Genomic DNA, 18,763 nt, shown 5'->3' on the forward strand with positions numbered 1-18,763 from the left:
GGTCGCAGTTTCGGGTGGGCGGGACGCCGGCGTCCGCCCTGGTCACCGGTACGCCCGGGCGTGCAGGTCGAACATCTCCGCGTAGCGGCCACCGGCGCGGACCAGGTCGGTGTGGCGGCCGATCTCGGCGACCCGCCCGTCGGCGAGCACCACGATCAGGTCCGCCACCGCGACGGTGGAGAACCGGTGCGACACGAAGACGCTGACCGCGCCGGTCCCGGCGGCGATCCGGCGGGTCTGGAGCCGGTACCGCTCGAACAGGGCGTGTTCGGCCTCGGCGTCGAGGGCGGCGGCGGGCTCGTCGAGGAGGACCAGCAGGGGGTCGTCGCGCATGAAGGCCCGGCCGAGGGCGAGTTTCTGCCACTGGCCGCCGGAGAGTTCCGCGCCGTCGGTCCAGCTCCGACCCAGCGGGGTGTCCAGGCCGGCCTCCAGGTCGCCGACGAGGTCACCGGCGCCGGCCCGGTCCAGGGCGGTCCGGACGGCGGGCTCGTCGTCGAGCCGGGGCAGGTCGCCGACGCCGACGGTCTGCCGGGCCGGCAGCTCGAACCGGACGAAGTCCTGGAAGCCGGCCGCGATCCGGGCCCGCCACGAGGGCAGCGGCAGGTCGGCCAGGTCGACGCCGTCGACGAGGACCCGGCCGGAGGTCGGGCGCAGCAGCCCGCACACCAGCTTGACCAGGGTGGTCTTGCCGGCGCCGTTGTCGCCGACGACGGCGACGGTCGCCCCGGCCGGCAGGTGCAGGTCGAGGCCGGTGATCGCCGGCTGTTCCGCGCCGGGGTAGCGCAGCGTGACGCCGACCAGCCGGATGCCGTCGCGCAGGCGGGCGGGCAGGACGGCGGCCGGCGGGGCGGGCCGCCCACCGTCGTCCGGGCCGGCGGCCCGGGCCGGGGACCGGCGGCGGTCGTCCGGGCCGGCGGCCCCGACGAGGGCGTGGACCTCGTCGAACCGCTGGTAGACGCTGCGCAGCCGCTGGAGGTCCTGCAACACCCCGACCGCCGCCGCCACCTGCTGGTTGACCTGGGCGGCGATGGCGATGACCAGGATGACGTCGCCGATCCCCCGCCGGCCGGCGACGGCGTCGCGCAGGATGAGCAGGACGGCGGCGATGTAGCCGGCGGTGAAGGCCAACTGGCCGGCCATCCGGATCAGGCTCGCCCCGCTCTGCGTCCGCCACAGACGCCGGGTGCTGTCCTGCCACAGCGCCCGGTGACGCCGCCGGACCTCCTGCTCCAGGCCGAAGGCGCGCAGTTCCTTGCCGGCGGCGGCGGTGGTGGCCAGCCGGAACAGGCCGAGCGCCCGCCGGGTGGACTCGGCGGTGGCCTCCCGCGACCGGTCCACCCGCCGCTCCGCCCACCGCCCGGCCAGCAGCGGCGGTACGGCGACCAGCGGCAGCAACAGCAGCAGCGGGTTGAGCCAGGCCAGCACCGCCGTGGTCAGCGCCATCGCCACCGCCAGCCCGACCCCGGTCAGGACGGCCTGCAGGCCGACGCGTAGCTGCTCGATGTCCTCCTCCAGGACGGTGACCTTGTCGGCCAGGTCCGCCTGTTCGAAGTGGGCGGTGCCGGGTGACCCGTTGGTGGCCGCCATCAGCTCCTGGTGCAGGTGCAGCACGTCCAGCTCGGACAGCTCGAAGTAGGCGATGTGCGCGAAGTGGCTCAGCGTGAGCCCGGCGATGAGCAGGGCGGCCACCGCGACGCCGGCGAGGCTCGCGGCGACCGGCCGGCCCGTGTTCGCGGCGTCGAACAGCACCCGCAGCATGATCGCCACCAGGGGCCAGGCCGCCGCGCCCGCGACGACCAGCACCAGGGCGGTGACGGCCTTGCGCCGGTCCTGGCGCAGCGAGGTCCGCCACAGGGTCCAGGCGGCCGACAGCAACCCGTGACTCATCTGCCGCTCCCCTCCCGGACGGTTGCGGCCGGGGCGCCGCGCTCCGGTGGGTCGTCGTCGCCACCGGAGGGTCGGTCGTCGCCCGGCGGGTGGTCGTCGCCGTCGGGCTGCGGGAGGAACCGGGCCGCCTGCAGGTCGAACAGCCGGGCGTACCGGCCGCCGTGGCGGCGGAGTTCCTCGTGGGTGCCCTGCTCGGTGACCTGGCCGTCGGCGAGCACGATGATGTGGTCGGCGCGGCGGACGGTCGCGAACCGGTGCGAGATCAGCACCGTGGTCACGCCCGCCGTGGCGGCGATGACCTCGTCGAAGAAGCGGGCCTCGGCGCGGACGTCCAGGCTCGCCGTCGGTTCGTCGAGCACCAGGACCGTCGCGCCGTGCCGGACGGCGAACAGGGCGCGGGCGATGGCGAGGCGCTGCCACTGACCGCCGGAGAGGTCCACCCCGCCCCGGAGTTGCCCGGACAGCGGGGTGTCCAGGCCCCGGGGCAGCGCGTCGAGGGTGTCGAGGATGCCGGCCGCCTCGGCCGCCGCGCGGATGCCGGCCCGGTCGGCGGCGTGCGCGGCGGCGCCGAGCGCGATGTTGTCGGCGGCGCTGGCCTCGTACCGGAGGTAGTCCTGGAAGATGACGGCGAGGGTGCCGCGCCACTGCCGGGCGGGGACGGCGTCGATGGGCCGGCCGTCGGCGGTGATCCGGCCGCCGGTCGGGGTCGCCAGCCGGGTCAGCAGCTTGACCAGGGTGGTCTTGCCCGCCCCGTTGAGCCCGACGATCGCGGTGCACTGCCCGGGGGGCAGGGTCAGGTCCAGGGCGGTGAAGACCGGGGTGGGCCGCTGCGGGTAGTGGTAGGACACCCCCTCGAAGCGGATCACGGCGGGGGCGGCCGGGCCGCGCCGGGCGGGGGCCGGTGCCGGGGCGGGGTCCCCGGTGTCCCGGTCGGCGGGGGCGGTGCGGGCGGCCATGCCGGCGCGGAACGCGCCGACCGCCCGGTAGGCGTTCATCCCGAACTGGGTCTGCACGTCGGCCTCGGGGTAGAAGTCACCGAGCTGGATCGCCGCCAGGACGGCCTGGATCACCAGGGCCAGCCGGGTGATGTCGACCTGCCGTTGGCCGCCGGCCACGCCGAGGGCGGCGAGGACCGCGACGAGCGCCACCAACCCCACCGCGGTGTACGCGAAGTAGGGCTTGAGGTAGACCCGTCGCCGTTCGGCCCACACCGGGCGCATCCAGTCCAGGTACGCCGACCGGTGCTGTTCGCGCAGCCAGGGCAGGAGCCCGAACACGCGGATCTCGGTGGCCGCTGCCGGGCCGGTGGCGATCCGCCGGAAGTACGTCAGCTTGCGCACCCGGGCCACGATCGTGCCGTAGATCGCCGCGTACTTGCGCAGGCCACCGCGTTGCCCGTGGCGGAACACCAGGACGGCGACGAGCAGTCCCGCGCCGGCGAGCCAGGAGAACGCGTAGCCGACGACCACGGCGTACCCGGTGAGCTGCCCGTAGCGGGCGAGCAGGGCGAGCATCCCGGCGGCGGCGGCGCCGGGGCTCTGGACGCCGTGCTCGACCTCGCGGGCGGCCTCGCTGAGCTGGTCGGTCACCGCCTGGTCGGCCAGCGGTTCGAGGCCGACGCTGCCGAGCGCGGCGCCCATCAGCTCGTCGGTGACCCAGCCGTCGATCCGGCGTTGCACCAGCAGCCCGGTGGTGACCTGCACCTGGGCCAGGAGTTGCTGTGCGCCCAAGGCCACGGCGGCGAGGACGAACGCGGTCACCAGCCGTTCGAAGGCCGGCGAGTCGACGCCGTCGCGGACGGCGGCGGGCAGCCGGCCGACGAGCAGGCTCGTCTGCACGACGAAGAGCACCGGCGCGGCGGCGAGCAGCACGTTGGTGAGGACGGCGGCGGTCACCGCCGCGCGTCCGGCGCGTGGCAGCAGCCGCACGATGCGCCACCGGTCCACGGCGGTGCGCCGCAGCACACCGAGGGGGGACGCCGACTCCGGCCCGGCCACGGTCATACGCGTTCCTCGATTTCCACGGGTGGGGTGGTCCGGTGCGGGGCGTGCTGGAACGCCACGGCGGCGGCCCGGCCCTGGTCGAAGGCGCGGACCGCGTCCAGTCCGGTGCTGTCCCGGGCGCCGCCGACGACGTGGTGCCAGACGCCGGCCCGGCGGGCCGTCGCCACGATGTCGTCGTTGTCGTCGTTGGGGAGCTGGCCGGCGGCGATCACCACCGTGTCGGCGGCGACGCTCGCGGGCTGTCCGTCGGCGGCGGTGTAGTGCACCGTGTCGGGGCCGATGCGCAGGTCCCGGACGCCGGGCACGAGGCCGACCCGTTGCCGGCGCAGCTCGGCGAGGACCGTCCAGCGGGTCGACCGGCCCAGCCGGGGGCCGAGCCGGTCGCCCCGGTGCAGGATCGTCACCTGGCGCGGCGGCGTCGCCGCCCCGGGGTGGCCGGCCAGGTGTGCCAGGTCCACGGCGATGCCCCCGCCGCCGATCACCACGACCCGCCGGCCCAGCGCGCCGTCGGCGAAGGCCGCCGGGTAGTCGAGCACGTGCGGCAGGTCGACGCCGGGCAGGTCCAGCCGCCGGGGCCGGACCCCGGTGGCCACGACCACCCCGTCGTAGCGGCGGAGCAGGTCCGCGTCGGCGGCGGTGACCGGCCGGCCGGTGCGCAGCTCGCCGCCGAGCCGGGCCAGTTCGGCGGTCAGGTAGCGGATCGCGTCGAGGTAGTCGGCCTTGCCCGGTACCCGGCCGGCCAGCCGGAACTGGCCGCCGGGTTCCTGGTCGGCCTCGTAGACGGTGACCCGGTGCCCGGCCAGGGCCAGGTCGTGGGCGGCCTTCAGGCCCGCCGGCCCGGCGCCGACGACGGCGACGGCGCGCGGCGGCCCGCCGGGGGGCGGGGGTGGTTCGTGTTCCCGCCCGACGGCCGGGTTGACCATGCAGGAGACCGGGTCGTCCACCAGTGACCGGTCGATGCAGGCCTGGTTGCAGGCGACGCAGACGTTCACCGGCCGGCCCCGGCGGGAGCGGTCGACCAGGGCCGGGTCGGCGAGGAAGGGTCGTGCCATGGAGACCAGGTCCAGGGGGGTGCCGGCCAGCACCTCCTCGGCCTGGGCCAGCCGGGTGATCCGGTTGCTGGCCGCCACCGGCAGCGCGCCGACGGCCTCCTTGACGGCCACCGCCACCGGTACCCAGTGTCCGGGTGGGACCAGGGCCTGGACCGTCGGCACCGGGGACTCGTGCCAGCCGACCCCGACGTTCAGGGCGTCCGCGCCGGCGGCGGCCAGCGCGCGGGCGTACCCGGCCACGGTGTCCCGGTCGGTGCCGCCGGCCATCAGGTCGTCGCCGGTCATCCGCACCACGACCGGGAAGTCGGGGCCGACGGCGGCGCGGACCGCCCGGACCACGGCCGTGCCGAAGCGCATCCGGCGGTGCGGGTCGCCGCCCCACTCGTCGTCGCGCTGGTTGGTCAGCGGGGACAGGAACTGGTCGAGCAGGTACCCCTCGGAGCCCATGATCTCCACGGCGGCGAAGCCGAGGTCCCGGGCGTGGTGGGCGCCCCGGGCGAAGTCCGCCACGGTGGCCTCGACCTGGGCGGGGTCGAGGGCGTGCGGGGTGTGCCGGGAGAACGCGCTGTACACCGCCGACGGCGCGACGGGGTGCGGGCCGCCGGCGGCCGGCCGGGCGTACCGGCCGGCGTGGAACAGTTGCAGGGCGAGCAGCCCGCCGGCCTCCCGTACCTCGGTGGCGACCCGGCGCAGCCGGGCCCGGAACCGCGGGTCGTCGAGCACCCCGTAACCGGGCCCGCCGGCACCCACGGCGCTGACCGCCGCGCCCCCGGTCACCATCAGCCCGGCGCCGCCGCGTACCCGCGCGAGGTAGAACGCCGCCAGTGACCGCCCGTCGTCGTCGCGGTTCTCCCAGCCCAGGTGCATCGCCCCGGTGACGACGCGGTGCGGCAGCGCCAGCCGGCCGATCCGGCCGGGGCGCAGCACGTGTTCCAGGACCGCCGTCATCGCAACGGGGCACTCAGATCTTCGAGGAACGGTGGCGAGACGATCGACAGGCCGCCGTCGACGACGAGGGTCTGCCCGGTGACGTACTCGGCCGCCGGGGAGAGCAGGAACGCGATGACGTCCGCGACCTCCTGGGCGGTTCCCGTCCGTCCCTTCGGGATCTTGGGCAGCACGGTGGAGAGCGGGGCCATCCCGGGCACGTCGTAGAAGTACTCCGACGACTCGGTGGTGATGATGCCGCCGTTGACCGCGTTGACGTTGATGCCGCGTCCGCCGAACTCCAGCGCCATGTACCGCACCCACGCCTCGATCGCGGCCTTGGCCGCGCCCAGGTTCGCGTACGTGGGGTAGGCGCGGATGCTGCCGTAGCTGGACAGCGCCACGATCCGGCCCCCGTCGCGCATCAGCCGGACGGCGTGCTGGCAGCCGAGCACGAAGGCCCGCATGTTCATCGCGTACGAGCGGTCCAGGTGGTGCGGTCTGAGGTCCAGAATGTTCTTGAACGAGCTGGCCGCGGCGTTGCAGACGAAGAAGTCGAGCCCGCCGAACTCGGCCTCGGCGGTGGCGAAGAGCCGGTCGATCTCCTCGGGCTGCTCCACGTCGGCGGCGACGGTGACCGCCTTCGCGCCCAGTTCCTCGATCTCGGTGCGGACCTGCTCGGCGAGGTCCGCGTTCTTCTTGTAGTTGACGACGATCGAGCAGCCGCCCCTGGCCAGGGTGAGGGCCAGCGCCCGGCCGATGCCCCGGGAGCTGCCGGTGATCAGTGCGGTCTTGCCGTGGTAGTCGGTCACTGTCGCCCCGCCAGGATCTCTCGTGCGATCACCGTCTTCTGGATCTCGTTGGTGCCTTCCTCGAAGCGCTGGGCGCGGGCGTCGCGGTAGACCCGCTCGATGGGGCTGCCCTCCCAGTAGCCGATGCCGCCGTGCACCTGCAACGCCTTGTCGGTGACCCGGGTCAGCATGTCGACGGCGACGAGCTTGGCCATCGAGGAGAGCGCGTCGGCGTCGGTCGCGCCGGCCTCCCACCGTCGGGCCGCGTGCAGGGTGAGCTGCCGGGCCGCCTCGATGTCGGCGGCGTTCTCGGCGAGCGCGAAGGAGACCGCCTGCCGGGCGGTGAGGGGTTTGCCGAAGGTGACCCGCCGGCCGGCGTGCGCCACCGCCAGTTCCTGGGCGCGTCGGGCCAGGCCGACGCAGGTCATCGCGACGCCGATGCGGCTGGGGGTGAGGAAGCCGCCCAGCGCGACCGCCAGGCCGGCGCCCTCCTCGCCGAGCCGGTTCGCCACCGGCACCGGCGCCCGGTCGAAGACCAGGTGGGCGTGGTCGGTGCCGCGGACGCCCATGGTGTCCGGCATCGGCTCCACCCGGACCCCGGCGACCCGCCGGTCCACCATCAGCGCGACGGTGCCGTCCTTGCCGGTGGTGCCGGCGAGACGGGCGAAGAGCAGCCAGTAGTCGCAGCTCACCCCGAAGGTGATCAGGTGCTTCTCGCCGGACAGGTGGTAGGTGTCGCCCTCGCGGACCACGCTGGCGCGCAGGTCCGCGCCGGTGCCGGCGACGGGTTCGGTGAGGGTGAACGCCACCCGCAGGTCCCCGGCGACCTGCGGCAGGACGAACCGTTTGCGCTGCTCGTCGGTGGCGAACTGGTCCATCGCCCGCCAGACGCCGTTGCAGACGTGCACGATCATCCGCAGCGAGGCGTGCGACATCGAGAACAGTTCCAGCAGCCGCAGGTACTGGCTGAAGGAGAGCCCGGCCCCGCCGTACTCGGCGGGCGCGGCCAGCCGCAGGTAGCCCCGGTCCCGCAGGTCGTGCCAGAGCTGCGGGGGCACCGTGCGGGTGCGTTCGATCGTCTCGGCGTACTCCTCGCCGGGCCCCCGGACGAACGATTCGATCTCCCGGGCGAGTGTCGCGAACGCCGCGCCGTCGTCTTCGGTCACTGGGTCTCCTCGCTGATGATCTTCTTGAGCTGGTCTCGGAGCAGGAACTTCTGCACCTTGCCGACGACGTTGCGGGGCAGTTCGGCCACCGTCTCCAGCCGCTCCGGCCAGTACTGCTTGGCGAGCTTGTGCTCGTCGAGGAAGCGCTGCATCCCGGCGAAGGTCAGCGGCTGTCGCGGCACCACGAAGGCGCAGGCCCGTTCGCCCAGGCGGGGGTCGGGCATGGCCACGATCGCCACGTCCCGGACGGCGGGATGGGTGTGCAGGAGCTGCTCCACCTCCGCCACGGGGATCTTCTCGCCGCCCCGGTTGATGACGTCGCGTACCCGGCCGGTGATCCGCACGAACCCGGCGTCGTCGACGACCGCCAGGTCCCCGCTGCGGTACCAGCCGTCCGGGGTCAGCGCGGCGGCGGTCCACTCCGGCTGGTCGAGGTACCCGACGAAGAGGCAGTCGCTGGAGACCTCGAAGTTGCCCTCCGCCCCGGCGGGCAGCACGGTGCCCGCGTCGTCGGTGACCCGGACCCGGACCCCGCGCAGCGCCCGGCCGTCGGTGCCCCAGGCGTGGGCGGGCTCGTCGGTGGGCGCGGACAGGGTGCCGAGGCAGGACTCGGTGGACCCCCACGCGCCGCAGACCGCCGCGCCGAGGGTCGCGCTGGCCTGCCGGGCCAGCGCGCGGGGGACGGCCGCGCCGGTGGCGACGAAGGTCCGCAGCGCCGCCGGTGGCTCGCCGCCGTCGGCGACGGCGTCGACCAGGTCGGCGAGGAACGGCGTGGCGGCCTGGACGAAGGTCGCGCCGGTGCGGTGCAGGGTGGCCAGGGCGGTCCGGCCGTCCCAGACCGGTTGCAGCACCACGGGGGCGCCGAGGACGAGCCCGACCCACATGCCGTAGAGGAAGCCGGTCTGGTGGGCCAGGGGCGACGGCACGTACAGCCGGTCGGCCGCCGTCAGGCCGAGGTGCCGGGCCTGCATGGCCGCGGCGCGGGTCAGCGTGTCCATCCGGTGCAGCACGCCCTTGGGCGCGCCGGAGGTGCCGGAGGTGAACAGGAGCTGCGCGAGGGCGTCCGGGGCGGGCCGGTGGGCGCGCAGGGCCGCCGGGTCGGGGCGTTGCCGGGCGGTCGCCGCGTCGAAGCGCTGCCACCGCGCCCCCGCCGGGGTGTCGGGCAGCGCCCCCGTGCCGCCGACCACCAGGACGTGCGCCACGCCGGGCGGGTCGGGCGCGGCGAGCACGGTCGTGGTCTCGGCGACGTGGTCACGGCCCCGGAAGCGGTCGCCGACCACGAAGACCCGGGCCCGGCTGCGCCGTAGCAGGTCGGCGACCTCCCGTTCGCGGAAGAACGGCATCATCGGGCAGCACACCGCGCCGATGCGGGTGGCGGCCAGGGTGAGCACGACGAACTCGTGCCAGTTGGGTAGCTGCCAGGCGACCACGTCGCCGGGGCCGACGCCCAGCTCCAGCAGCAGCGACGCCGCCTCGTCGGCCCGTCGGTCCAGTTCCCGCCAGGTGAGCGGGCCACCGGGGCGGCCGGGCGAGGCCGCCTCGATGACGGCGTGCTGGTCGGGCCGCGCGCGGGCGTGCCGGCGGACCAGGTCGCCCAGCCCGACGGCGGCCAGCCGGCCCGGCGTGGGCACCGCCCGGCGCGGGTCCGGCCGTACCGGCGCCCGGTCGACCGCCATGTTCATGCCGATCCCGTTCATCTGCTCCAGGAACCGGGGGTACGAGATCCGGTGCGCGTTCGGGTAGGTCAGCCGGCTCTCGCCGGTGGCCCGGGAGGCGGCCACCGCCAGCGCCATGAGCACCCGGTGGTCGTTGAAGGAGGACAGGTCCGCCTCGCGCAGGTGCGGCACGCCCTCGCAGAGCAGCCGGTCGCCGTCCAGCCGTACCCGTCCGCCCATCCGGTTGAGCTGCGCCATGGCCGCCACCCGGTCGGACTCCTTGAGGCGGACGTGGGCCACGTTCTCCAGCACGGTGGTGCCCCGGGCGTGGGCGCCCAGCACGCTGAGCACCGGCAGCATGTCGGGTACGGCGCGGCAGTCCACCCGGACCGGGTCGAGCCGGGAGCCGTCGTGGCGGACCCGGACCCAGCCGGTGGCCGGGTCGCGCCGCAGCGGCAGGCCCATCTCCCGCAGGTACTCCAGCAGGTCCGCCTCGGGGTGGTCGACGTCGCCGGCGCTGACCGCCGGCAGGCCCCGGAACAGCACGTCGGAGGGGTGCAGGGCGGCCGCCGCCAGGCCGAAGGCCGCCGCGCCGACGTCCGGGGGCAGGTGGACCACCGCCGGGGTGGCCCGCTGGCCGGGGTCGATCTCGAAACGCCGGCCGTCGGCGCGGACGGTGACGTGCAGGCCGAACTGCCGCATCATCGCGATGGTCAGGTCGACGTAGGAGCGTTCGTTGAACGGGCCGACGACGTCGACCACCGTCGGGCCGGTGGCGAACGGACTGACCAGCAGCAGACTGGAGATCCACTGGGAGAGGGTGCCGGGGATCTCGACCCGGCCGCCGGTCGGCGGGCGGGCCGGGATCCGGATCGGCAGCAGCCCGTCGGTGGCGGTGATCTGCACGCCGATACCGGCCAGGGCGTCGAGCAGCGGCCGGATGGGCCGGCGGCGGAAGTACTTCTGGCCGGTGATGGTGACCGGGGTGCCGGCCAGCGCGGTCAGCCCGGTCAGGAAGTACAGGGTGGTACCGGAGCTGCCGACGGAGACCTCGGGGCGGACCGGCCGGTAGCGCCCGCCGCGCACCACGAACGTGTCGGCGTCGACGGTGACCGAGGTGCCGAGGTCCCGCAGGGCGCCGATGGTGTGCCGGACGTGGCCGGCGCCGCAGGCGCCGTGGATGTGGCTCGTCCCGTCGGCCAGCGACGCCAGGATCAGCGCCCGGTGGGCGTGGTACTTCGAGACGGGGATGTCCAGTTCCCCCGCGAGGGGTTCGCCCATCCCCTTGACGACAAGGCGCACGTTCGCTCCCCCAGTCCGGGTCAGCCGGTCGCGTTCTCGGCGGGCGGCGTCGTCGCCGCCGGGGGTACCCCGACCCCGCCGAAGACGGCGTGCATCCCGCCGTCGGCGTGCACCACCTGCCCGGTGGTGTACCGGGACAGGTCCGACAGCAGGAACAGGACCGCGCCCACCACCCGTTGCGGGTCGGTGCGGTCCCAGCCCAGCGGCGCCCACCGCTCGTACTGCTCGGCCAGGTCGGCGAAGGTCCGCACGCCGCGCGCCGACACCGTCTCGACCGGCCCGGCGGCGACCAGGTTGGCCCGGATGCCCGCCGGGCCGAGGTGCAGCGCGAGGTACCGGCAGACCGCCTCCAGGGCCGACTTGTACACGCCCATCCAGCCGTAGCCGGGCAGGGCGCGGGTCGAGTCGACGGTCAGCCCGACCACCGCGCCGCCGCCCGGGGCGCGGCCGAGCAGCGGCGCGAGTGCGGTGGTGAGCTGCTGGAACGAGTACGCCGAGGCGCGGAACCCGTCCAGCACGCCGCCTGCGGGCGCGCCGACGAAGCCCGGCCCCAGCGCCTCCGGCGGCGCGGCGGCGATGCTGTGCACCACCCCGTCGAGCTGGCCCCAGCGCCCCTGCACCTCGGCGGCGAGCGCCTCGACGCTGGCGTCGGACATGACGTCCAGGTCGAGGATCTCGGGGCGGGTCGGCAGCAGGTCGGCCACCTTCCGGGTGATCCGGGCGACCCGCCCGAACGAGGTCAGCACGACCTCGCAGCCCTCCCGCTGGAGCGCCGCCGCGACGTGCCAGGCGATCGACTCGTTGTTGAGGACCCCGGTCACCAGGTAGGTGCGCTTGGCCAGGCTGAGCAGCGAGGTCAATGCGACGCGCCCGCGACGATCCGCGCCACGAGCTGCCCGATGGTGACGTCCGCCAGTTCGCTGCGCGGGATCTCGACCTGGAACTCCTTGACCACCATGGCCATCAGGTCGGCGACGTCCAGCGAGTCGATCTCCAGCTTGTCGAACTTGGCGTCCGGGCTGATGGCGTCCTCCTCGACGCCGAGGTCGATCAGCTCGGCCCGGAGCCGCTCCTCGACGACGGCGGCGGTGATCGGGGAAGAGGGGGAAGACATGCGGCACACTCCTTCGGTCGGGGTGGGTGGCTACGCGGCCAGCGGGGCGCGGCGGGCGAAGTGCGGCGAGTGCTGCTGGGCCCAGTACCACTGGCGCCAGTAGCTCTCGGCCAGGTCCAGCCAGGTCTCCAGCCGGTCCACGTCGTCGAGGAACCGGTTCATGCTGACCAGCAGCCAGCTGTAGACGCCCTGGCTGTCGCGGCAGTCCGCGCAGTTGCCGGAGGTGCAGCAGAACTGCAGGGTCTGGTAGTCGGCGCCGTAGACCGCGAAGCCGTCCAGGACGGGGTTGCCGTTGCGGATCCGGTCGGCGTGGTCGGGGTGGTCGACGCTGATGCTCGGGCAGACGTCGTACCCGAACTGTCCACCCCAGTGGCCGCGCCCGGTGATCAGGGTCTCGATGAAGTACGGGTGGCTGACCACGGTGTCCGGGTACTTCTGCTTGATCCGCAGCGCCTCGGCGAGGGTACGCTGCTCGTTGTCGATGCGCAGCGCGTGGTCGCTGCCGTGGTCGGAGTAGAAGTTGAAGGTGACCTGGTTGCCGTTGTCCTGGATGGCGCGCACCGTCGGCTCGACGTACTGCAGGCCCTCCTCCGACAGCGCGTAGACGAAGATCACCCGTGGGTCGTTGCGGTAGTGCCCGAGCGCGGTCTCGAAGAGCCCGGTGAAGGCCGAGCCGTTCGGGCGGTACCCGCGCAGGGAGTCGTCCAGCGAGCCGCCGCCGAAGAGGCTGATCGCCACCGCGACCTTCTCGAACCCGGCCTTCGGCAGCGGCCGGATGCCGTTGGTCGAGATGGTGACGTAGGGCAGCCGCTCGACGAACGGCACCACCCGCTTGAGCACCAGGGTCGGCTCGCCGCCGATCAGGGTCGCCTGGGTGACGCCCCGGGTGACGAGCCGGTCCACGAACTCGGAGATCACCACGGGGTCGGAGGTCTCCGGGACCGCCGCGTCGAAGCCGCCCTCGAAGTACCAGCAGCCCTTGCACCGGATGTTGCAGGTGGTGGTGAGGTGGACCTCGCAGGCGGTGACCCGCAGGCCCATGTCGCGGACGGCGGCCAGCCGGCCGGCCAGGTCGGGTCGGCCGGCGAGCAGCGACTGGAGGCGGGCCTTGGCCTCCTTGCGGGACGGGGGCCGGGGGTTGATCGCTACGGGGGTGGGCATGGCGCCGTTCTCCCTTCGATCGTCAGCTCGGTACGACGAGCCCGAGCGCGTGGATCCGGGGGGTGACCGTGGCGAGCCACTTCTCCAGGGCCTCCCGGTTGTTGGTCTGACGCAGCCCCCAGCGGACCGCCCGCTTGGAGCGTTCCGAGTCGGGGGTGCCGAAGAGGTCCTTGAAGACCGGCCAGAGCCGGTCCAGGGCCGCCTGGAGCTGCTCGCGCCCCTCCTCGGTGACCGCCAGGTTGCGGCACACCCGCGCGCCGTGCGCGATGTGGATCTTCTCGTCGAGGATGATGGTGCGCACGGCGTCGGCCCACGGCTTGTAGCTGCCCTCGGCGAACTCGCGGATCATCAGCAGCGCGCTCTCCTCGCCGATGTAGGAGTAGATCCCGCGCTCGGCCCAGGTGGTGCACTGGTGCAGCCGCTTGTCGGAGAAGAGCCGCCGCTCCTCGATCGTCTGCTCCTCCATGTAGGAGGTGTCGATGCCGATCTCGGCGAGCACCCGCTTGCCGATCTTGTAGTGGTCGTACTCCTCGGCGGCCCGCTCGGCACACACCTGACGTTCCTCGGCGTTGGGCGCCATGGGCAGGAACATCATGGTGTAGTCGTCCCCACCGGAGAGCTCACCCTCCGTGTTGATCATGATCTGGCTGATCAACGCCTTCTGGTACGCCCGGGGCATCCGCTTCAGCTCTTCGGGGGTACGGACCACCACTTCCTCGTCATCGAGGATCTCGACTGTCATGACTGACCACCTCCTGTCGACAACGGCCACGAATGGTGTCGGCGAATGGGCCGGCGTCCCGTCGGGCCGTTACGGCGGGACCACCGGGCACCCGATTCGGACAAATGGTTGGGAGCGCTTCCACCGACACGCGGCCACATCCTGGAAAAAGTTTTCACTACCGGGTCAGTGCCCGCCGGGAAATGTCATCCCGGTGCGCACCGGCGCACATTTCTCTCGTCGACGTCTGTCACGACACCGCCCCCGTTTCCCCGCACCTCGCCCGAATCAGCTCACACCAGGCGCTCGACCGCCAGACGCTGCACGTCCGGTCTCTGGATCTTGCCCAGCGGCGTCCGGGGGAAGCCGTCCACCCCGAGCTGCGTCAACGCGACGAACCGGCGCGGCACCTTGAAGGGGCTCAGGTGCGCCAGCAGCGTCGCGCGCCAGGCGTCGTCGTCGGCGACGGCGCCGGGCAGCAGGGTGTACACGAGGATCAGCTCCACCCCGGTCACCGGGTGCGGCAGCGCCGCGACGACCCCGTCCTCGACGCCGGCCAGGTGCGGCACGACGTTCTCGATCTCGGCGGGGTAGACGTTCTCCCCGTTGACGATCACCATGCTGTCCATCCGGTCGACGATGGTCAGCTCGCCCCGCTCGTCGAGGTGCCCCAGGTCGCCGCTGCGCACCCACCCGCCGTCCAGCCGCTTCGCGGTCAGCTCCGGCGCGTCCTCGTACCGGGTGAAGATGCTCGGCCCGCTCAGCAGGACCTCGCCGTTCTCGCCCGCCGGAAGGTCCCGCCCGTCCGGGCCGACGACCCGGACCCGGGCGAACGGCACCGGCGAGCCGGCGGTCCGCCGCTGTCCCGGCGCCCGGTCGCGCGGCTCCACCGTGGTCAGCGAGGTCATCTCGGTCATCCCGTACACCTGGTGCACCGGAATGCCGAAGGTGCCCTCGAAGCGGTGGATCAGCTCCGGGCTCAACGCCGAACCACCGGCCAGCACACCCTTGAGACTGCCGGCGGCCGGCCGCTGCGGGCGGTCCGCCAGGTTGGCCAGGTACGCGTTGACCACCAGCGTCCAGGTCGGCCGGTGCCGGTCCACGTAGGCCCAGAACCGCACCAGCGCCGTCTCGGAGCGCACACACACCGACCGCCCGCCGGACCACAGCGGGGTCAGCGTCGGGAAACCCTGCCCGCCGGCGTGGAACATCGGGATGACGTTGAGGAAGACGTCGTCCGGGCCGGCGTCGGCCCACTCCACCATGGCCAGCGAGTTGGCGAGCAGGCTGCGGTGCGACAGCACCACGCCCTTGGGCACGCCGGTCGAGCCGGAGGTGTAGACGATCTCCGCGTCCGACGTCCCGTCGTCGTCGGCCGGGGCCAGCTCCCCCCGGTACGCCGCGCCGCGCGCGAGGACGTCGGCGAGGAAGGCCTCCCCGTCGTCCACGGTCAGCCAGGGCAGGTCCCGCCCCACCTTGGCGGCGGTCGCGGCGGGCCCGATCACCAGCGCCGGCCCGGCGTGCGCGAGCAGTGCCTCCAGCTCGCCCGGACCCGACTTCGGGTTCAGCGGCACGAGCATCCGCTGGGCGGCGATCACGCCGACGAACAGCGCGGCGGCGAGCGAGGAGTTGTGCAGGACCGTCGCCACCCGGGCCCCCGGCGGCACCTCGTGCTCGTCGAGCAGGGCGGCGCAGCCCCTGGTGAAGGTCAGCACGTCGGCGAAGCTCACGGTCCGGCCGCCGGGCTCGGCCGGGACCAGGTACGGCCGGTCGCCGTACCGGTCGGCGGCGGCCGAGACGAGGTCGAGCAGGTTCGTGGTGACCGTCAGGTCCGGCGCGGCCAGTGGACTAGGCATCGGTCGCGCCACCGGGAGCGGCCCCCCGCACCACGTCGCAGAGGCGGGTCACCGTGGGGTTGTCGAAGATGACGTCGACGACGTCGACCCCGTAGGCCGTCTCGACGCGGGTCACGATCTCCACGGCGGCCACCGAGTCCATGCCCAGGGCGATGAGGTCGTCGTCCGTCCCGAGCGTGGACCGGTCCAGCACGTCGGCGCAGATGGCAGCCATCTGCGAATCGAGATCGTTGGTGGTCACTACAGCCGGCTCCCTGTCAGGTCATTTCCACGGGCCACCGCGACCGGCGGCGGCGAACGTTTTCCGTGGCGTCGGGACTCGTCGGGACCATACCGACGACGTCAGGGGCTGTCCAGAACGGTTCGGTGATTCAATTCCCGGCCGCAAACAACCCGACAATCCGCGCCATAAATTCGTTCATGTACATGTATCATGCGCGCCATGGGGAAGGGTCGACCGAAGGCCGCATTGACTCTCAGCGACGAGGAACGGGTCCAGCTCGGCCGGGGCGCGCGGGCGGCGAGTTCCACCCAGGCGTACGCGCTGCGCTGCCGGATCGTGCTCGCCTGCGCCGACGGCGCCACCAACGCCGAGGTCGCGGCACGGTTCGGCGTCTCGCCACCGACCGTCGGCAAGTGGCGCTCGCGGTTCGTGGCCCACCGGATGCCCGGCCTGGCCGACGCGCCCCGGACCGGGCGGCCGGCGACGGTCGGGCAGGACCGGGTGCGTCAGGTGGTCAGCGCCACCCTGGACGCGCCACCGGACCGGATCCGGCGCTGGTCCCGGGCCGCGATGGCCGCGCACAGCGGGCTGTCCGCCTCGACGGTCGGGCGGATCTGGCGTCGGTTCGACCTCCGGCCGCACCTGCAGGACGGCCTCCGGCTGGCCACCGACCCGCGGTTCGTGGCGCGGGTCGTCGACGTGGTCGGCCTCTACGAGCACCTGCCGGAGCGGGCGGTGGCGCTGTGCACGGACGAGAACCGGCCGGCCGCCGCCCCGGCGCCCGCACCGCCGGGCGGCCCGGATCCGTGCCTGCCCTCCCCGGGCACGGCCGACCCGCCGGCACCGCCGGACGTCGTCGGCGCCGCCGGGGCCGGCGAACCGGACCGCCGGGCCCGGGGCTGCGCGTACCGCCGCTTCCTGCGCGCCGTCGACCGGGCCGTCCCCGCCGACCTGGACGTCCACGTCATCAGCGACAACGTGGCCCTGCACGACACCGCGCCGGTCCGGGCCTGGCTGGCCCGCCACCCGCGCTTCCACGTCCACTTCACCCCCGCCGGGCCCACCTGGCGCGACCAGGCCGCGCAGTGGGTCGCCCGCTTCGGTGGCACGGCCCCGGCCCTCGCCGAGGAGCCGACGCCGCCCGGCCCGGCGGCGACCGCCCCCGACTCCCCCGTCGCCGGGGCCCGGCACCCGGAATGCCTCGCATGGGTCAAAGCCGCCGAAGCCGTCCGCGACGCCCTGGACAGACATCTGGAACGGACTTGCGGCGTGGCCGCGCCTGCCGGCCGGCGGGCAGCCGGACGCTGAGGTCGGCGAGTCCCAGCAGGCGGTTACCCACCGGCCCGACGGCAGGGGCTCCACCCGCCCGCCGACCGGGCCGGCCGTGCGCCGGGTGGTCCCGCCCGGCGGGTCCGGGCGGGACCACCCGGCCGGGCGAGCAGCCGCCGCCTCGTCGCGCGTCCATCCGGTCCCCCCGGCCGACCCGGCGGACGAAGTGGCCGATTCCCCCGGGCCGCCGGCTGCGGGATGGTGGTCGCCGAACCCCACCGACCACGGTGGACCCGACGGCCGCACCGGCCGGCGACGTGGGCGTCCCCGCCCGCGCCCGGCCCGGCGGAGCGAGGAGACCCGATGCGGCATCCCCCCGGGCCGCCCACCGGTGACGCGGTCGCCGACGATCCGGGTTTCGCGCACGGCGACTGCCAGGACACCGCGCTCGGCACGCTGCTGCGGCTGGCCGGCGTCGCCCACCCCGAGGACCTGCTCCTCGGCGACCTCGCCTTCGAGGTGGAGGTGGACCGGGGCGTCGCCGACGGGCTGTCCCCGGCGTACCGGACCGGCGGCCCGCTGCCCCCGGCCACCGGCCCGACCGGCACCGGCATCGGGCTGGCCGAGCACCGGGCCGTCGACCTGCCCGGGCTGCACCGGCACCTGCGCGACCGGACCCGGGGCGGGCGGGCGGTCGCCGTCACCGTCGACCAGTACGGCTACGAGCCGGCCCCGTTCCACGGGCGGGCCCACGTGCCGCACCACCTGGTGGTCACCGCCGCCGGCGGCGACGGCGTCGAGGTGCTGGACGCCTTCCCCCGGTCCCGGTTCAGCGGCCGGGTCGCGCCGGACCGGTTCGCCCGCTGGGCCGACTCGCCGCACCTGGGCGCCGCCCGGTACCGCACGGTGGAGCTGGCCGTGGCGCCCGGCGCGGCCGACGCGGTGGCCGGCTGGCTGGCCGCCACCTGGCGGGACCAGGTCCGGCGCAACGTCGCGGCGATGCTCGACCCGGCCGGCCGGCACGGGGTGGCCGCGATCGGGCTGGTCGCCGACCGGCTGGCGGAGTGGCTGGCCGGGCCGGGCTTCCGGGCCGACCCGGGCCGGCGGCGGGAGTTGCCGGTGAGCAGCTTCACCGACGTCGGCGCGCTGCGCCGGGGGCACGCGCTCTGGCTGTCCCGGGTCGCCGCGCTGGGGCACCCCGCGCTGGCCGAGTGCGCCGACCGGCTGCGCGCGGTGTCCCGACAGTGGGACGTCGCCGCCTCGCTCTGGCTCGCCGGCGGGCCCGCCCCGGTGACGGACCCGGCCGCCGCCGACCTCGTCGCCCGGGGCCTGCACCAGGTCCCGAAACTGGTCCGACTGATCGCCGCCGCCGAACGGCGGGTGGTCGAACAGCTCGACGCCACCGTCCGCCCGGGATGAGCCCTCGCCGCCGTCCGCCCCGGGTGAACACCGGGCCGCCCGGGGCGGGCGGCGGTCCCGGTGTCCAAATCGGACGAACGCCGCCACCGGCCTCGACGCCATTGACCGGCCGGCCGACGAAGGGCTAGGTTCTCGCTGGTCGAAGCGCTTCGACGCCCGCCCCGGCAGAGCAGCCGGCGACGAGTCGGCCGACCGCCCCACCCCGCATGGCCCCACC

At 74.6% G+C, this 18,763-nt stretch carries 14 protein-coding genes; 2 read left to right on the forward strand and 12 right to left on the reverse strand.

Annotation, left to right across the window (positions count from 1 at the left end):
• Positions 1-42 precede the first annotated feature (42 nt).
• The 12 genes from ACQUFX_RS11050 to ACQUFX_RS11105 form a co-directional block, all read right to left on the reverse strand.
• A complete protein-coding gene (locus tag ACQUFX_RS11050; RefSeq protein WP_428965915.1) occupies positions 43-1,887 on the reverse strand; it encodes an ABC transporter ATP-binding protein in 1,845 nt (614 codons plus the stop codon).
• On the reverse strand, positions 1,884-3,890 hold the full coding sequence (locus ACQUFX_RS11055) for an ATP-binding cassette domain-containing protein (protein WP_428965916.1): 2,007 nt from the start codon (positions 3,888-3,890) through the stop codon (positions 1,884-1,886). The genes ACQUFX_RS11050 and ACQUFX_RS11055 overlap by 4 nt, the downstream gene beginning before the upstream one ends.
• The gene (locus ACQUFX_RS11060; protein ID WP_428965917.1) at positions 3,887-5,890 is read right to left on the reverse strand and encodes an FAD-dependent oxidoreductase; all 2,004 of its coding nucleotides are present in this window, start codon (positions 5,888-5,890) and stop codon (positions 3,887-3,889) included. The genes ACQUFX_RS11055 and ACQUFX_RS11060 overlap by 4 nt, the downstream gene beginning before the upstream one ends.
• Entirely contained in the window at positions 5,887-6,681 is a 795-nt protein-coding gene (locus ACQUFX_RS11065; RefSeq protein ID WP_428965918.1) for an SDR family oxidoreductase, read from the reverse strand. The genes ACQUFX_RS11060 and ACQUFX_RS11065 overlap by 4 nt, the downstream gene beginning before the upstream one ends.
• A complete protein-coding gene (locus tag ACQUFX_RS11070) occupies positions 6,678-7,826 on the reverse strand; it encodes an acyl-CoA dehydrogenase family protein (protein WP_428965919.1) in 1,149 nt (382 codons plus the stop codon). Before ACQUFX_RS11070 ends, ACQUFX_RS11065 begins: the two co-directional genes overlap by 4 nt.
• Positions 7,823-10,762, reverse strand: coding sequence for a 3-phosphoshikimate 1-carboxyvinyltransferase (gene aroA / locus ACQUFX_RS11075; RefSeq protein ID WP_428965920.1), 2,940 nt, complete (start codon positions 10,760-10,762; stop codon positions 7,823-7,825). Before aroA ends, ACQUFX_RS11070 begins: the two co-directional genes overlap by 4 nt.
• A gap of 41 nt (positions 10,763-10,803) precedes the next feature.
• Positions 10,804-11,643: an SDR family oxidoreductase gene (locus ACQUFX_RS11080; RefSeq protein ID WP_428965921.1), complete on the reverse strand. Its 840-nt coding sequence runs from the start codon at positions 11,641-11,643 to the stop codon at positions 10,804-10,806.
• On the reverse strand, positions 11,640-11,897 hold the full coding sequence (locus tag ACQUFX_RS11085; RefSeq protein WP_067362638.1) for an acyl carrier protein: 258 nt from the start codon (positions 11,895-11,897) through the stop codon (positions 11,640-11,642). Before ACQUFX_RS11085 ends, ACQUFX_RS11080 begins: the two co-directional genes overlap by 4 nt.
• 30 nt (positions 11,898-11,927) lie before the next feature.
• Complete coding sequence (locus ACQUFX_RS11090) at positions 11,928-13,058, reverse strand: 4Fe-4S cluster-binding domain-containing protein (protein ID WP_428965922.1); 1,131 nt, start codon at positions 13,056-13,058, stop codon at positions 11,928-11,930.
• Positions 13,059-13,080: 22 nt separating this feature from the next.
• Entirely contained in the window at positions 13,081-13,800 is a 720-nt protein-coding gene (locus ACQUFX_RS11095; protein WP_428965923.1) for a Phenylacetic acid catabolic protein, read from the reverse strand.
• A gap of 272 nt (positions 13,801-14,072) precedes the next feature.
• Entirely contained in the window at positions 14,073-15,635 is a 1,563-nt protein-coding gene (locus ACQUFX_RS11100; protein ID WP_428965924.1) for a class I adenylate-forming enzyme family protein, read from the reverse strand.
• Entirely contained in the window at positions 15,628-15,876 is a 249-nt protein-coding gene (locus ACQUFX_RS11105) for an acyl carrier protein (protein ID WP_428965925.1), read from the reverse strand. Before ACQUFX_RS11105 ends, ACQUFX_RS11100 begins: the two co-directional genes overlap by 8 nt.
• 201 nt (positions 15,877-16,077) lie before the next feature.
• Here ACQUFX_RS11105 and ACQUFX_RS11110 point away from each other — a divergent pair, with 201 nt between their 5' ends.
• The gene (locus ACQUFX_RS11110; protein WP_428965926.1) at positions 16,078-17,166 is read left to right on the forward strand and encodes an IS630 family transposase; all 1,089 of its coding nucleotides are present in this window, start codon (positions 16,078-16,080) and stop codon (positions 17,164-17,166) included.
• Positions 17,167-17,490: 324 nt separating this feature from the next.
• Positions 17,491-18,546 (forward strand): hypothetical protein, encoded by a 1,056-nt coding sequence (locus tag ACQUFX_RS11115; RefSeq protein ID WP_428965927.1) that lies wholly within the window; start codon positions 17,491-17,493, stop codon positions 18,544-18,546.
• The last annotated feature ends 217 nt before the right edge of the window (positions 18,547-18,763 follow it).

This window comes from Micromonospora fluostatini (genome assembly GCF_050410825.1).
Taxonomy (GTDB): Bacteria; Actinomycetota; Actinomycetes; order Mycobacteriales; family Micromonosporaceae; genus Micromonospora; species Micromonospora rosaria.

Excerpts from the sequence above, each read along its gene's own strand:
- ACQUFX_RS11090 (WP_428965922.1), bottom strand. The coding sequence starts at position 13,058 with ATGCCCACCCCCGTAGCGATCAACCCCCGGCCCCCGTCCCGCAAGGAG.
- aroA (WP_428965920.1), bottom strand. The coding sequence starts at position 10,762 with ATGGGCGAACCCCTCGCGGGGGAACTGGACATCCCCGTCTCGAAGTAC.
- ACQUFX_RS11115 (WP_428965927.1), top strand. The coding sequence starts at position 17,491 with ATGCGGCATCCCCCCGGGCCGCCCACCGGTGACGCGGTCGCCGACGAT.
- ACQUFX_RS11085 (WP_067362638.1), bottom strand. The coding sequence starts at position 11,897 with ATGTCTTCCCCCTCTTCCCCGATCACCGCCGCCGTCGTCGAGGAGCGG.
- ACQUFX_RS11110 (WP_428965926.1), top strand. The coding sequence starts at position 16,078 with ATGGGGAAGGGTCGACCGAAGGCCGCATTGACTCTCAGCGACGAGGAA.
- ACQUFX_RS11055 (WP_428965916.1), bottom strand. The coding sequence starts at position 3,890 with ATGACCGTGGCCGGGCCGGAGTCGGCGTCCCCCCTCGGTGTGCTGCGG.
- ACQUFX_RS11060 (WP_428965917.1), bottom strand. The coding sequence starts at position 5,890 with ATGACGGCGGTCCTGGAACACGTGCTGCGCCCCGGCCGGATCGGCCGG.
- ACQUFX_RS11095 (WP_428965923.1), bottom strand. The coding sequence starts at position 13,800 with ATGACAGTCGAGATCCTCGATGACGAGGAAGTGGTGGTCCGTACCCCC.
- ACQUFX_RS11050 (WP_428965915.1), bottom strand. The coding sequence starts at position 1,887 with ATGAGTCACGGGTTGCTGTCGGCCGCCTGGACCCTGTGGCGGACCTCG.
- ACQUFX_RS11100 (WP_428965924.1), bottom strand. The coding sequence starts at position 15,635 with ATGCCTAGTCCACTGGCCGCGCCGGACCTGACGGTCACCACGAACCTG.